The 16,618-nt window shown below is 39.2% G+C and carries 10 protein-coding genes; 2 read left to right on the top strand and 8 right to left on the bottom strand.

Going from position 1 to position 16,618, the window contains the following annotated elements; translation table 11 throughout:
* Nucleotides 1-622: 622 nt before the first annotated feature.
* A complete protein-coding gene (locus AC1MCB_RS03575) occupies nucleotides 623-895 on the bottom strand; it encodes an alpha-L-rhamnosidase C-terminal domain-containing protein (RefSeq protein ID WP_479967377.1) in 273 nt (90 codons plus the stop codon).
* A 354-nt stretch (nucleotides 896-1,249) separates the two neighbouring features.
* Nucleotides 1,250-1,303 carry a hypothetical protein gene (locus tag AC1MCB_RS03570; RefSeq protein WP_479968781.1) on the bottom strand — a complete coding sequence of 18 codons (54 nt, stop codon included), beginning with the start codon at nucleotides 1,301-1,303 and terminating at the stop codon, nucleotides 1,250-1,252.
* Nucleotides 1,304-1,852: 549 nt separating this feature from the next.
* Here AC1MCB_RS03570 and AC1MCB_RS03565 point away from each other — a divergent pair.
* Together AC1MCB_RS03565 and AC1MCB_RS03560 are read left to right on the top strand one after the other, a co-directional pair.
* Nucleotides 1,853-5,107, top strand: a complete 3,255-nt coding sequence (locus tag AC1MCB_RS03565) for a glycosyl hydrolase (RefSeq protein WP_479967376.1) — start codon at nucleotides 1,853-1,855, stop codon at nucleotides 5,105-5,107.
* 105 nt (nucleotides 5,108-5,212) lie between these two features.
* Nucleotides 5,213-5,377, top strand: a complete 165-nt coding sequence (locus tag AC1MCB_RS03560) for a hypothetical protein (protein ID WP_479967375.1) — start codon at nucleotides 5,213-5,215, stop codon at nucleotides 5,375-5,377.
* 885 nt (nucleotides 5,378-6,262) lie between these two features.
* Here AC1MCB_RS03560 and AC1MCB_RS03555 read toward each other — a convergent pair.
* The 6 genes from AC1MCB_RS03555 to AC1MCB_RS03530 form a co-directional block, all read right to left on the bottom strand.
* Nucleotides 6,263-7,354, bottom strand: coding sequence for a glycoside hydrolase family protein (locus AC1MCB_RS03555; protein WP_479967374.1), 1,092 nt, complete (start codon nucleotides 7,352-7,354; stop codon nucleotides 6,263-6,265).
* Nucleotides 7,355-7,380: 26 nt separating this feature from the next.
* The gene (locus AC1MCB_RS03550) at nucleotides 7,381-8,466 is read right to left on the bottom strand and encodes a DUF5013 domain-containing protein (protein WP_479967373.1); all 1,086 of its coding nucleotides are present in this window, start codon (nucleotides 8,464-8,466) and stop codon (nucleotides 7,381-7,383) included.
* A 30-nt stretch (nucleotides 8,467-8,496) separates the two neighbouring features.
* Nucleotides 8,497-10,386, bottom strand: coding sequence for a RagB/SusD family nutrient uptake outer membrane protein (locus AC1MCB_RS03545; RefSeq protein ID WP_479967372.1), 1,890 nt, complete (start codon nucleotides 10,384-10,386; stop codon nucleotides 8,497-8,499).
* 17 nt (nucleotides 10,387-10,403) lie between these two features.
* Nucleotides 10,404-13,751, bottom strand: coding sequence for a TonB-dependent receptor (locus AC1MCB_RS03540; protein WP_479967371.1), 3,348 nt, complete (start codon nucleotides 13,749-13,751; stop codon nucleotides 10,404-10,406).
* Nucleotides 13,752-14,073: 322 nt separating this feature from the next.
* The gene (locus tag AC1MCB_RS03535) at nucleotides 14,074-15,246 is read right to left on the bottom strand and encodes a FecR family protein (RefSeq protein WP_479967370.1); all 1,173 of its coding nucleotides are present in this window, start codon (nucleotides 15,244-15,246) and stop codon (nucleotides 14,074-14,076) included.
* Between the two features lie 95 nt (nucleotides 15,247-15,341).
* A complete protein-coding gene (locus AC1MCB_RS03530; protein WP_479967369.1) occupies nucleotides 15,342-16,604 on the bottom strand; it encodes a hypothetical protein in 1,263 nt (420 codons plus the stop codon).
* Nucleotides 16,605-16,618: the final 14 nt, after the last annotated feature.

Genomic DNA, 16,618 nt, shown 5'->3' with positions numbered 1-16,618 from the left:
TTGGCCCTGGAGTGATTTCCTTTCCGCTGGTATGCACTGATCATATTTACCGGCAACTTTTCCTTATCCTGTTTGGCCCCACGGATAGTTTTGCAATCGATACTTACTAATTGTTCTTCGGTGATGCCAATTAAGAAGTTCGCGTAAGATGCAAAACAACTTTTTAAGGAGGCGGGATCAAGGTTTGTAAAGAACCTGTTAAGTGTATTAGGAACGTATCTCATTTTCCAGCTTTAAAAATGTTTAAGCGAAGTCCCGGCCTTCTGCCAATTCCTCTATTTCATGCCAATCTTATTCCGCTACAAATACTGTAGCAATGAATGACATCCATTATTTATTGCTTCTTTTTAGATTCAAGCGATGATCCTTACCGTCCTAAAATATGTTAAAATTTCAATTTCTTATTCAAACGATTACCCTTTTGTTAGATAAATATACCGTTGTAACTTTTGAGCAAAAAGGTTTAGAATGAGCAAGTATAATATTGATACAATAAAGATTGTTTATAGATGATATTTAGTTGGTCTAATGGCTTTCTGTGTCTTTGATTGAATTATAATAATTTATTTTACTCGATATTTAAATACATATTTACCTGATCCAATTGTTAATATTTACGTCTCTAGAGGTAACAGAATAACTTTTCCAGACTCTTTGATGGATTCAGCTCCAACATTAGGGAAACTGACGTGGCAATTGTATTTACTGGCACTTCAATACTCATAGTCATAAGCTCTCCTGTGAGGTTCCAGGAGGATACAATTTTACCATATATAGTCTCTAATTCTGCTCTGGCAAAAGTGAGTCCTCCACCTATTTTGGGGGCTATATCAAACTCTTTATAACCAGCAACTGCTTCACGTTGAAACATGGCGTAATCGGACACCAATTGCACTGACTCTCTTATTCCTATATTTGATTTCGATATAATTATCTCTCATAATGTCATTCTTTTTTCTTTTTATAAGCTGATACTAAATGGTAATTTCATTCAATGTGATCATCCCTTACCAGGGATTACCGGCACAACAAATAATTCTATTGAATTATCTTCACACCCCAGGGGGTACCGATCTGTGTTTTCATTTTAGCGTTAGCCAATAAAGCTTTCCTAAGGCTTAGCTTTCATCAAAACAATTAGATTGCATAAAGTAAACATAAACACTTGAACTCTATCATGGCAACCGGCACCGTCCTGTATTATCTTACTTATGATTAGCAATACTTATAATGAACGATTCTAGCTCATTTATTCATCAGCGAATGATAAATATTCCTCATCTGTTATTATCAGATGGTCCAATACCTGGCATTTCAGAGATTTTGTTTGCCTCGTTTAACAGAATAATCTTAAACTGAATCATTCAATACGGTTATTATCGGCAAGTTTCTTCCTGTCTGAATACCGTTTAGATAACCATCGGTCTTAACATATGCTCTCCTTCAGCATAAAGAAATCGTATCAGCACAGTGCAGGTTGTCGACTAAAACTCAATCATATACATTAGCATCTGCTAACTACTTAACCAATTATAATAACCAAAAATCATGAAGAAATTTTTACGTGAACCCTATTGTGGTATAATAGTAATTAGCAATTACACCTCAAAAGCTCTGTCCCATTTTCTTTTTTAAAAATCGGGCGGGTTGAGTAGATGGAACTTGTGGTCTCGGACTCGAATTGTATCCTCAAACTGAATTTGATAAAAACGAGAATTTGACACAAAATCCCGGATACAATATCCGGTAATCAATAATCAGGGATAACCCTTGGGTCTTCCCTGATCTGACTTTATGCCAGATTATTATTATGTTCTCCACTTTTTTATTTACGGTTCAATAAATTTTATTCATGAGCTTCCCGTACAAGATTTTTTTCAAGGCATTAATCCTATCGCTATTCACTGCAATTTTTGGTTTGGCTGTTTGTAATGCCCAGCAGCGTTCAAACGCCCCGCAAAGCCTGGAGGCTATTGAAACAGGTTTTATTAAGATACCTGATTCTATACAAACGAGCATTTACTGGTATTGGATATCTGATAATATATCTAAACAGGGGGTTGTAAAAGACCTGGAAGCCATGAAGAAGGTGGGTATTAACCGGGCATTCATCGGTAATATTGGTTTGGACGAGGTGCCTTACGGCAAGGTAAAGATGTTGTCTGACGAATGGTGGGACATCCTGCACGTGGCACTAAAAACAGCTACCAGGCTGAATATCGAAATAGGGATATTTAACAGCCCCGGATGGAGCCAATCAGGAGGGCCGTGGGTCAAACCGCAGCAGGCAATGCGTTATCTTACCTCGTCGCAGGTGATGGTTAAAGGGCCGTTAATGTTCCATGAAAAATTGGTAAAGCCACAAGTAAACTTTCAGGATGTAAAAGTTATAGCTTATCCGGTACCTGCTGATTTTACAACAGACATAAGTACTTCGAGACCCAAATTAATATCACTGCCGGCTAATGATTCGCTGAATAACTTAACCGATAATAATGAGGCAACAGGTATCTATTTAAAAAAGGGCCGCCAATTTTCATTGGATATAAATACCCGGGTGCCCTACACCGTACGCAATGTGTCTGTAAGTACCACAAAAGAACCGGTTTACCTGGAAGGTGATATCCAGGCAAAAGTAAACGGCAATTATGTTACCCTTAAACATTTCTCAATAGACCGTAGCAATCCGGCCTTAAATACTGGTTTTATCCCTTACGGCCCTGCAACTATTTCTATCCCGGCTACCACATCTGAAGATTTCCGGATCGTGTTTACAAAAGTGACCACTAATTCGGGGATAGCTGAAGTAAAGCTGTCAGCCGCGCCGATGGTTGAGAAATTTTTGGAAAAATCGCTGGCCAAAATGTGGCCTACCCCTCAGCCTTTGTGGGCTACCTACCAATGGGCGCCCCAACTAAATGAAACGTCACAATATGTTATCGACCCTCATGAAGTGGTTGACATATCGGAGTATATGGCGGCAGATGGTATGCTTAACTGGAAGATCCCCGCCGGAAACTGGATAATTGAGCGTACAGGTATGACGCCTACCAACGTTACTAATGCTCCTTCACCACCCGAAGGCCGCGGCCTGGAGGTAGATAAGATGAGCAAAGAACATGTTACCGATCATTTTAACGCCTACCTGGGACAGATAATTAAACGGATTCCGGCTGAAGACCGCAAAACGTGGAAGGTAGCCGTTGCGGATAGTTACGAAACAGGTAGCCAAAATTGGACAGACAGTTTAATAAATGAATTTAAGCAGGCTTATAAATATGACCCAACCCCTTACATGCCGGTATTACAAGGCAGGGTAGTAGGCAGTGAAGATATCTCCGATCGTTTTCTTTGGGATCTGAGAAGGTTGATAGCGGATGATGTTTCTTATAAATACGTGGGCGGCCTGCGAGACATTAGCCATCAATACGGCCTGACCACCTGGCTCGAAAATTACGGGCACTGGGGTTTCCCGGGGGAGTTTTTGCAGTACGGCGGCCAGTCTGATGAAATAGCTGGCGAATTTTGGAGCGAAGGGGATCTGGGCGACATTGAGAACCGTGCGGCTTCATCGTCGGCCCATATATATGGAAAGACTAAAGTATCGGCCGAATCTTTCACAGCCGCAGGCAACCCCTTCTCGCGTTACCCGGCTATGTTTAAAAAGCGCGGCGACAGATTTTTTACCGAAGGGATAAATAATACGCTGCTGCATGTTTATGTCCATCAACCTGATGAGAATACGCTGCCGGGCTTAACAGCCTGGTTCGGCGTGGAATTTAACCGGCTGAACACCTGGTTTTTTGATATGGATGGGCTGATGCAATATGTCAAACGCAGCAACATGATGCTGCAGCAGGGCCAATACGTTGCCGATGTTGCTTACTTTATCGGTGAAGATGCACCAAAAATGACAGGCGTGACCGACCCGGCTTTACCGCAGGGATACTCATTTGATTACATTAACGGCGAGGTTATCAAGGAAAAACTTACCGTAAAAGATGGAAAGATGACCCTGCCAAACGGGATCAGTTATAGTATTTTGGTCCTTCCAAAATTAGAAACCATTCGCCCGGAGCTTTTAGCTAAAATAAAGGAACTGGTAGAACAGGGTGCAGTGATCTTAGGGCCCAGACCCAGCAGGTCGCCAAGTTTAGAGGCCTATCCTGCCTCAGATAAATCAGTTCAGGATATGGCAGCCGAGCTTTGGGGCAAAATTGATGGTTCTGCTATCAAAGTTAACCGCTATGGGAAGGGTTTGGTCATCAGCGACATGGGATTGCAGGAGGCGTTAAATACAATTAAAGTGTTACCTGATTTGAAAATCACCCAAAGCGACTCTATTCTTTTTATACACCGGGCACTAAACGATGGTGATATTTATTTCTTATCAAACCAGAAAAACATCCCTGTTAACATCGATACCGAATTTCGCATAACCGGTAAAAGCCCTGAATTGTGGGATGCTGTAACCGGTACAATGCGTGATTTGCCATCTTATCAGCAAACGGCCTCAACCACATCGGTGCCTATACAGCTTGCTCCTTACGGGAGTGCATTTGTGATATTCAGAAAACCGGCAACAACCGGGGACAGCAAAAGGGCAAATTATCCTTTACCCGAAAAAACCATTCAGCTTAACAAACCATGGATGGTAAGTTTCGATAAAAATATGCGCGGCCCTGTACAGCCGGTAAAATTTGAAACATTGTCTGATTGGTCTAAAAGCTCAAATGACAGTATTAAATACTATTCGGGTACAGCTTACTACCATAACACATTTAAAATCAATAAGCCGGTTAAAGGTGCAAATTACGTCATTGATCTGGGTTTAGTTAGGGCCGTAGCTAAGGTATTTGTTAATGGCATAGAAATGGGCAGTGCATGGACTCCACCCTACCATGTTGATATTACAAAAGCGCTGAAACCGGGCGAAAATAAGCTTGAAGTTAAAGTAGTGAACACCTGGGTTAACCGGCTCCTGGGAGATAGCATGTTACCTGCTGATCAACGGAAGACAACTGTGCTCTATGGCCCGGATCCGAAAAACGGATTGGAATCATCCGGGTTGTTGGGTCCGGTTAAAATTAACGTAATCAAATATTAACATATGGAAAGATGTTTAATGGCAGAGGGCATTCAAGATCCATAATATTGGGCTTCTTGCTGCTGAAATTACATTTGCCCAAAACCTGTATCTAGCGTAAAAACAATGCCTCAGGTATCCGGTTCTACGCCCCCCGCATTATGTAATTTAAAGATCATTGGTTTATCTCCCCTGTTTAACGGTAAAGACCTGAAGAACTGGGATATGGCGCTAAAGTTTGCAAAGTTGAAGACGGCACAACATAATGGACTGGCCAATCAAGACAGTTAGTAAAAATGCCTTTTCTATATTCGTTTCACTAGTTATAAAAGGATTTGACTATGATAAGCGGAATGTTGTCAGGTATCCGGCAAATTCATCTTTATAAAACTACAGGTCAATTGTCATCAGTTATGAAAAATTATTTTTTGCTGTTTACACTTATTGCATTATTTAAAGTAGAAGTGTATGTCCTTTGAAGCTGATTTAGATCATTCACATCGTTTCTGGAAATCAGGAAATTATAATGAAGCCCTTAAAGTAAAATATACCGTTGTAGACGAGTATCGATAATGAGTTGTAATGTAGTTTTCTTGAATTTTTCCCAACGAGCCATAAATACCTGGTATACCCACGTCTTTTATTTCCACTTCTATCTGTGATGGCGAAGTAATGAACAGGCTATCTAGATAGACAACTCTTTGAAAATAAGGGTATTAAACATTTACGATTGTTCGTTTAATAACTTTTATCCCGCCCGCAGTATCAATTCCATCTTTTTTGCACGCAATTAGGATCCGGCACGCAGCCACGCATAGTATTAATTTTTTCATAACAGCAGATTAACTAAACTACAAGTATAACAATATTAGCGTTGCCGCCCAGAATGGATATATTGGTTTGAAATGGATCGGATCCATTTAGAATCATCAAACAGGGGTTGGTTCTATCCCATCTGCTCTAGCCGTGCATTATAATGCTCTCCCGTATATATACTGTTTAATACAAATACAACTGCGATGAGGCGGTTAGTCGGTTCTAGCTGTGGAAAGCTAAAAGGTCCGATATCTAACAATCGTGAAGCTATTTCATAAAAAACCGAAGTAAAAACAAATATGTATTTTACTTCGGCCTAACACTTTTCAAAAGCGACTTGCAGCTTTACGAGTCTGGAGATTATTTTTCAGGAAATTTGAGTTTACTTTTTCCTAAGTCAACAGAAGTTGCTACTGCAATACTCCTTTGATTTTTATTGTTCACAGCACAATAATAATGATAAACAACGCCATTATGTTTTAATACAAATGGTTTATGTGCATATAAATCATCATATGATTCAGAAGAGCTTATCAAATCTTTTCCTTCCCAATCAGTCCAATTAATCAAATCGTAGGAACAGGCAAAACGATCAAAGGCACCGGGCTTCCAAAATGCCCCGAAGTAAAACATAACCCACAAATTACCAATCTTTGAAATAAAAGCATCCCCGGATATTCCTGAATGATGATCTATTACTGGCTGTTCACCGAATCTCTCCCACTTGCTCATATCATCTGAAACGGCCATAGCAATTCGTTCAGCTTTTTCTTTCCCATTCTTGATTTCGGGTTTATTTACGGCATTATAAAACATTATGAAACGGCTACCAAGCGTCCTATCCTTATCTTCGATAATAGTGCTTTTGTACAATTTTTCATTATCATACCAGCGTACATTAGAATCGGTTGGCAGGAGAACAGGATGTTTTAATCTATTCCACTCTTTTGCTTTGGTCAACTGCTGTGTATTCGCTATACCTATGCCTAGCACCCCCTCTTCATACCCTTGGGAGGCTCCGCCTAAGTATGACATCCAGTATTTTCCTTCATACTTTGCAACATTATACTTGCCGCCCCACTCGTAGTTTTGCAATGCGATATACCCGGCTTTTTGATTTGCGTCCCATGTATTTGAAGTGAAAGATAGAATCTTCCCTAACGTTTTCCATTGCAATAAATCTTTGCTTTTTGCAATCCATGTTTCGTACCCTCTTCCATCATAAACAATGTATATCATGTACCATGAATCTTTATAGTTAAAGATACTGGGACTATCAACCATTTTATTTTTACTTTCCGGGACAACGACTAGTCCATATTTATAAGGAGTTTTAATTTCTTCATAGATTTGTCCCATTTCTGTTTTTGACACCTGTTTCGGTTGAGAAAAAAGGATTGCAGGAATCAGTAAGAATATTGTTGTGGTATATGAAAAAAAAAGCTTATTCATTGTTTTGTTCAATTTTTCAAATAGACTTAATCATTAAAAATATTAAGTCGCTTACTTAGTGTTAGATTACTTATTGCATATGCTCCCTGGACTCCCTTAGGAATATTAAATATAAATCCTATTGACACCGTGCTGGATTGGTCAATCTTGAAGTCGATTGTTGGTAAGTCCGTAAGTTCTCTTCTGACAATGGATTCTGATACCTGCGTAAAATCTGGCAATATATTTCCTTTAACCACAGAAAATGCCGCATACCCTTCTCCCCCTCTGGCTTCAGCCACCTCATACCTAGCCCTATAATCTCCCTCTGGAAGGTTTACAACCTGATATATTTTTCCATTCAGTATATCCCTGGTTGTGTAATAATCAAAATTACCAGCACTTATCCAATTTCGATTACCCCAGCATCTAGCGTCTACGCCGCCAAATGCTTTCCCTTGATACTCATGTATTTTAACGACATCATTCACAATCCAGTCCAATGGGGTCTGCTGATACGGATCACATGAAGCAATTGGAGGAGAGTCAGGTGTTATGTTAAAGGGGCTGCTCGTATTCTTCAAATACAACTTTGTAACATCGACATAACTTCCTACGAAGTTCGACACATCCGCAACAATCGAAACCTTAGACATTGTCTCATTAAGTTCATATTTCGAGGGATTAGAAATACGCAAACCTAAGGATAGTTTTTTTTCCAGATTTTCAATGAAAACCGATGCGGGCAGAGTCAGAACAATGGATCTTTGTACGCTACCCTCCGGAATTTTTATTTCTTTACCTAAAGCTTCACCTTCAGTCGTAGTAAGCACGTACTGGTTTAATTTTAACGGAATAGTACCATCCGGCACATTTTCGTTATCAACGGATAACTCAACAGAATACGATTCCGCAACCTGTCGACCTGAACGGCTAACGCCAAAAGCAAAACTTAATGTTTTCTCCTCTTTATTAACCTGCACATTCTCCGGGGTCAAAATTATGGCACCATCGACAGTCTTGGTTATGTAAATTTTGGCCTCACCTGGCTCTAACTCTAATTTATCACACGATGTAAAACTTGACATCAGTAATATAACCAGGGCAAATTTTATGATATTATTATTTTTCATATTCTTTTCTATGTTATACTAATTATTCTACTACCAACCATAGTTTTGAACCAGATTTGGATTCTTCTCCATTTCCGAATTTGGTATAGGGAACAAATAATGTTTATTTTGGAAAATCCGAGTCTGCATTGGAGTACGTTTATAAAACACCGCTACGCCAGCTTCTTCACTATTAGGATGAAAGCCAGACGATTCGAGTTCGGCTTGAGACGGGCGGTTGTTCATACCATGAAGTGTTCTATTATCAACGCCTTTTCTTCCATTATGATCGGCTGCAATCATCCATCTCCGAACGTCCCAAAACCGGTGCCCTTCAAAAGAAAGTTCAACTCTCCGTTCATTTCGAATACGATCACGCATACCTTCTTTAGTATGGTCTTGTGAACGTCCAATAATTGGCAATGCCGGCATATTAACACGGGCCCTAACTGCATTTACCGCCCTATAAACCTCGCTATTGGGTGCTGGCAGATATTCATTCAACGCCTCGGCATAATTAAGATAAATCTCAGCTAGACGAATAACAGGAACATTACGACGGCCAGCTCCTTGTTTATTTAATAAATCTACTTCAGGAGAATTCCACTTACGAAGTCCGTAACCAGTCATATTGTGGGTACCGCTGTTCCACGGCCAGCCGTCTGAGTCATTCGCTTTGTTACCACGACTGCCAAAGTAGGCTAATTTTACAGGGCGCAGGTTTCGGGAAAATACCCAATTTGAATATTGAAAAAATATGGTAGCATAAAAGCGTGGATCTCTATCCTTATACATATTTGACACGTTCACCACGATGGACTCTTCTGCACCGTCCCACATTTTTCCACTCCAAAACCCAGTCTCTTTATATCCGGACATGGGATCATCAATGGGGTAACCGCTTTTTGTCTCATAAGCATCCACCAACTCCTGAAATACACTCATTTTACCAAATCCATTAAATGGATATCCATTTGGTAAATGTCCTTGTTCAAATATATCATCGTTTCCAAGCGTTCTGGCCAATATAGTTTCCTTCCATTCCCTTGAGAAAAACAACTGCGCATAATTATCTACTGGATTTAATGTATTCGGGGTGTATAGATTGTAAACTCCCTGATCAGCCAAGTCTAACAATTCCTTTGCAGCATTGGCGGCAAGGATCCATTTTTCATTATTATATCCCTGGCTAAAGAGCTTCTTACTATCTTTATTATTTATTCCATTATATAATGTGTTGCCGTTAAAAAGTGGACTTGCGGCAAGTAGCAGCGCTTTACCCTTTAAGGCGATAGCAGCACCAGTAGTAATCCTGCCGGTCTGACTTGGCTCATCACTAAACTTATCTTTCAGCGCTAACTTACTTTCATCACATTCATCTACAATGAATTTTACAATTTCATCCACAGAATTTCTGGGAATATGAGTTACAGAAGGTTCATTGATATCTGTGAAAGCAGCAGTTACTAAAGGAACTGCCCCATACCGTTTCAGAAGGTCAAAGTAAAAGAAAGCTCGAAGAAAACGTGCTTCGGCCTTGAAGCGGGTAATTCTTGATCCATAATATTCTTGCTGATCACCTAAAAGTGGTACTTTTTCTATATTCTCGATAAATAGATTCGCTTTCCGTATATCCTGATAACGACCTTCCCAATTTCCAAACGGATTGTCTGTTGGCCCCCAACTACCAAAATTATATTTCCATGATGGCTGTTGTGCGTTTTCCCAGTGGTGCCAACTTTCATCCGATGCTCCCCATAACTCGTCAGACATTTCATTTGGCATAGCCATATAAAGGCGTGCCAGTGCTGACTCTGCATTTTTGATATTGGCCCAGACATCTTCTTCTGTCACAACTTCCTTTGGTACTATGTCTAGATATTTTTTGCATGAGGCAGAAAATATCAAAATAACTATAGCGATGTAGTGAATCTTTTTCATTGCTCTTCAAATTTAAATTAGAAAGTGAAATTAAAACCGAAATTATAGATCTGCTGCTGAGGATATCCTCCAGTGCCGTCCGGGATTTCCGGATCAAAGGTTTCAATACTACTCCAAGTCATTAAATTAATCCCGTTCAAATACATTCTTGCTTGTGAAATTCCTACTTTCTTAGTTAATAGTTTCGGAAAAGTGTAGCCGATTTCTAGATTTTTCAAGCGTACATAATCACTTTTACGGTGCCAAAAGTCGGAAATACGATAGTTATTTGCGTTATCATTTGATGTCATCCTCGGATATAGGGCATTCACATCCGGGTTATCTGCACTGAAGTAATTTCCTTTTACCTCCGCCAGAACTCCTGAAAAACGACTGAACGGGTAGGTAGCCCCTCCTCCATAATACACAGTACCACCAAATGCGCCTTGAAACAGAACACTTAGATCCAATCCCCGATAGTTGAAGCCAACGGCCATTCCGGCCATTTGTTCCGGAATGGGAACCTCTCCCAAAAACCCGTGATCCTGATCATCAATCTGTCCGTCGCCGTTTAAATCGAGATATTTAATGTCACCAGGTTGCACAGGGCCAAAATGTTGTGTCGGACTGCTCGCTATATCTTCCCAGTCTTTAAAAAGACCTATTGCACTCAGGCCCCGATGTTCAAATATTCGCGTTCCTGTATTTGCCGCCCATATTCGTTCCATGAACGCTGGCTCAGCTATTTCGATAATTTTATTTCTTGAAAAAGTATAGTTTCCCCGTACAAAATATCCGAATCTATCAAAATTTTTCTGATGAGTTAATACCGCTTCAAACCCTTTATTGTCTACTATTCCAGCGTTTATCGTCGGCAGATTTGACATTCCGACAGTACTAGGAATGGTTAGAGGCTGTGTCAATATTTGATCCCGTCTTTCTTGGAATACATCAACTTCAAACTTTAAAGCGTTATTCAATAATCCCAAATCAACTCCCAGGTTATATTTCTTTGCCCTTTCCCAAGTTACGTTCGCATTACCAGCTGCACTTTCCTCAGCACCGCTATAGAATGCTCCATTGTCATTTACACCAAATCTATACCCACCAGCTGCAAGGCTCCATTTTCCCTGATACATAAAACGCTGCCCAGATCTGTCATTTCCAACAACACCTGCAGATGCCCTGATCTTGAGTAAACTCACAGCAGGAAGATTATTCTTCATAAAGTCTTGATTAGATACAAGCCATCCTGCAGAAAATGCAGGAAAGAAACCGAATCTCTTCCCGGCAGGAAAATTTTCTGACCCGTTGTATCCAAAATTAAACTCAGCAAAATAGCTATCGTTATAAGAGTATGCTGCCCGTCCTACCAGTCCCTGGTACTTGTAAGGTAAACCACCAATTGCATTGGCTGTTCCTCCTCCGACATTGTCCATATAACTTTGTTGGGTATAGAGCACTAATCCTTTTACATCATGCTTTTGGAAACGGCGATCATAATTTAAAAAAAGCTCTACGACCGTTTTCTTATTACCATTTGCGTTTACATCATAACCAAGTGTATTGGTGCCATCAGATAACTTTGTGTAGCTTCCCTGACTAAGGTCCGTTTCGGCTTCATCAATGTTATATTTATATGTAAATATTCCTTTAGCCCGTGTTACGTTGCGATAGCTGAGTGCATCAAATGATAATCGTCCCCTTACACTTAAGCCATCGGTTACCATAGGTAGCCGTAAGTTGAACCCCGTGGTTGCCTGTAATGTATTTTCAAAAAATCGTTGGTATCCAGACTCGGTAAGCATGCCATAAGGGTTCATTGTGAGTGACGGACTTCCAGGAATAGATCCATCTGGATTTGTATTTGGATACCACCATGGAGGTGTTGATTTTAGACGATACCACAAATCAGCGGAACTCGCATTTGGATAGTTGCGTTCTCGTATTATACCGCCAAGATTTAGCTCCATATCCAAGTTTTTAGATAAGGATAGATCTATGTTAGCCCGGAAGTTGTAACGATCTAGTTTCGCCTGTATATTATAATCTTTTATCTTGTCTTCGTATTTATATAATCCATTCTGCTCCATATAGGATGCAGATACAAAATATCGCACAAAAGAATTCGACCCGTTTACATTTAAATTTGATTGGTTCATAAAAGAGTACGGCTTAATTAACTCATCTAACCAATTAACATTCGGATACAAATATTCATAAGTGGGATTATCCCTGCTTCTAAATTTGCTGATATACTCATCGGTATACTGACTAGCATTGCTTCCATCATTTACAAGACCTTCTCGATATAAGTGTAATGCATCATAGGAATCGAGATATTCCGGCAGCCTTGTAGGGGTTTGGATATTTGCCTGGGTACTTACATTAATTTGGGGTTCTAGCTCCGTTCCCCTTTTTGTCGTTACAAGTATAACTCCATTTGCTCCCCTAACTCCATATATCGCAGTAGAAGAAGCATCTTTTAAAATTGTAATGCTTTCGATTTCATTCGGATCAATATTATCAAATGCTCTTTCAACTCCATCGACCATAATTAGTGGACTTTGTGCAGAGCCATAGGTACCAAATCCTCTAATCCAAATATTTGCAGCGTCAAAACCAGGTTCCCCCCCCCTTTGAACAGAAATCAATCCTGGAAGACGGCCGGCAAGCGCATTAGAAAGGTTTGCTACCGGACTTTGCAGAAGTTGCTTCGAACTGATAGAAGCTACTGCACCCGTTGAGTTCAACCGTTTCTGAGTACCATAACCAACCACTACTACCTCCTCGAGTTCCATTAAATCTTCTTTTAACACTAAATCTAATGAGTCAAGGTCTTTGTCTACATTTAACGTTTCTGTTATATATCCAACCATCGAAAAGACGAGCACTTCTGAATGATCTTTAAGTAAATTTATCCGATATCTCCCTTCGCTATTGGTTAATGCACCTTTTCCCGACGATGTTACTGTAACAGTTACTCCTTCTATACCCTTTCCGGATTTATTCGTGACTAACCCAGTAAGCGTTCTTTCATCTTCTTTATCACTTTTGCTATTAATGTTCTCTCTGAATTCAGACTTCTTATTATTTTTAGCATTTATGACTACCGTTTTATCGTCAATTGAATAGGTCAGGCCCGTGCCATGAGTAACCTTATCTAATACTTGTCTTAAAGGAGTGTTCTTAAAATCTACATCAATCTCCGGAAGGTTTTTAAATTCTGATGTGGTAATAAAAATACCGTAACCGGTTTGTGTTCTAAGCTCGTCGAATAGCCGATCAATTGTTACACCTTTTTTAGTAAACGTTATTCCTTGTCCGAAAGAAGCCGCATTCACTTGTACCAGTGATATCGTTAATATGATAATGGTTAACCTCATTATTAAAAGTAATTTTTTGAAACTGTCTGGTGGGGCACTAAAAATTCGAGTATAAATTTTATACATTTGATTGTCTGTTATGGATGCTGTGACAGTTTCGAAGGCTAGAGCACGTCATCCAGTTCATGAAATAATTGTTAATTAACGATTTGTAAATGCAGACATTAAGGACTTCGACTTTGGAATCGGGGTCCTTTTGTTTAAGCATTCATCCAATTACATGTCAGGAATTTTTTTTCGATCTTTCATCAATCTTAGTTTGGTTAGTTAATTATTTGGTTGGCTATTTTACTAGATAGTATCTTTTGGCCTTTCTTAAGCCCTAATGTTTTATTTTTATAACTTTTATTGTATTTCCTTTTATCTCAAATCTGACAGTTCCTCCGCGCTCGATAGTCTTTAGAACTAGTGAAATACTATCAAAGCGATTAAAATCTCCAAAGAAAGTCCCATTCTTTGCTTCTGGACCATCATACTGAATATCAACATTATACCATCTGGATATCTTTCTCATGACGCTTTCTAAATCTTCATTATCGAAAGCGAAAAAACCACTTTTCCATGCGATGGCTTGTTTAGGATCAATATTCTTAATATGTATCTCGGTGTTATTAAGAATAGCCTGCTGATTGGGTTTCAATATTTTGCTCATTCCATTTGTAGATATCTTAACGGACCCCTCTACTAAAACTGTCCTGGTCAGCGGTTCATCGGTGTAAGCGTTGACGTTAAAATGAGTACCTAAGACTTCTATCTCCTGCTTGTTTGTATTAACCACAAATGGATGATCTTTATCTTTTGCTACTTCAAAATAAGCTTCACCAACTAGTTTTACATTTCTAACTCCACCTTTACTAATGGCAGTAAAATAACTCAAGCTTGATGCAGCATTAAGCCAAACTAATGTTCCATCAGGCAAACGTACCTGATAGGTTTCCCCCTTAGCAGTAGATAAAGTATTCACTTGGTTTACTTTAGATCGGCTCGTACCTATTGTGTTATAGATAATTTGCCCTTCCGCGGTTTTAATAATACTTAGTCCTGCTTCTTTAGCCACTTCACCATTTAGATTATCAGATAGAATTATCTTTTTACCATCAGCTAAAGTTAAAGTGGCGCTATTTTTTCCAGAAACTATAGCTGTGTTGTAAGAAACATTTTTCAATGTTGTCCCTTGGCGTAAGAAATAAGACAATCCGGCCGTAACAATAATTAACATTGCAGCAGCAACTGTAATGCTTACACATAAACTTTTTTTAGTGAATCTATTCTGAGATTGGACACTGATATACTCAAATATTTCTTTTGACTTATTATTTTTTAAATGTATTTTATCTTCTCCAGCGATCGCATCCCAATTCATATCCATAAGTTCGATCAAATAAGAATGTGTTGTAACATCATCTAATAGTGCATTCCATTCATCAAATTCCTTCGTGGAAAGTGCATCTTTTAGAAATTGCCTATGTAAGTATGTTATTCTTTCTTTGTCCATTGTTTTTGTAGTATAATACTAGTGTGTGTAGTACGAAATACTATCCTTTTTATAAAGACGTGCGGGAGACAAAATGTGGGTAATTAACAATTGTTTTATTTTACTAATTTGAATATAACCACATCACCAGGTTCAACGATAATTGTTTCCGATTCTTTAGAATCAACAGATGAACCATCTTTTAAAATTCTCTTCACTCCGAGTTCGCACCCGATCGTAAGTCTCATTGTGTCAGTTAAATTTCGATTTACAACAACGAAATAGGAATCCATCCCCTTATCCAAAACTGCTACAACAGCGCCCATTCCTGCTGTAGTAAAGTTTTTAATTGATTTCGGAAGTTCTGAAAATCGTTTTGTACCCATAGGGATATCTGTTCCAGTATGAGCAACAGACACCAATTTAGCTCCTAAAAAAACTTGAGAAAGATTTTTGATTTCCTCATTTACAGTTTTTAACAAGTCATAAACGCCTGTTCGTCTACCATCAATTGTAACTGGCGCATTATTGAAATCATAACCCCCGGGATCATGAATAGTCCAGTAAGTAAAGTATTGAATCCCTTGCGCTCCATAAGCCAGGTTACTAAATACTTGTAATCTTAAGGCAGCTAGTGTAGGTATAGGGTATACCGAGTGGGCAACAGTAAGAGCAAACGCCCAAAACGGCTTATTAGATTTTTTTGATTCATTTGCAAAGACTTCCAGGTTTTGGTACCATTCACTCCTAACCGATACATTGGTATTACCGATTATGGGATAATGATCGAATGAAAGAAGATTTACCGGAACTTCCCGTATAAATGTCTGAACATATTCGAGATAAGAATTTACACCCAGAGATATTTCAGAAGCATAATTTGGAAAGACATTCACATAGAAAAGATGCTCATTGTCGATTGCCTTTATTCTTCTTGTCAGTTCTCCTATTTTAGCGAATTTGTTTCTCGACGGCTCATCTCCGAGATAATAACCGGCGAGCGCTGGATGGTTCATAAATCGTTTAGCAATCCCTTCAGGATCAGTATAAAGCTCAGGACAGGAAACGAACAACTTGACCCCTGTGTTATGTGCTACATCCAGAGCTTTTTCCATCGACTCAGCACTAGATATAACATTGTAGCTATGAGTTAGTCCAGCGCTGCGAAATTCCTGGTACCTAGCCATGGTAGTCTGGCTTTCAATAACCCCTACGAAAGCCATGGTTGGAATTTGCTCCTGAAATACAGGTATCTCCGGTGCGATAACTTCGGGTAATTTGGTGTCCTTAAAGAGTGCCTTACTTTTATTACAGCTCTGGTTACTAAGTCCAACACAAATAAAAATCAAAAGTCTGAATAATAACATTTTCTTTTTCATTAGTGATCAGATTT

It is taken from the genome of Daejeonella sp. AP26, from assembly GCF_056680515.1.
The sequence above is the reverse complement of the archived record's forward strand: the minus strand, read 5'-3'. Positions and strand labels throughout refer to the sequence as shown.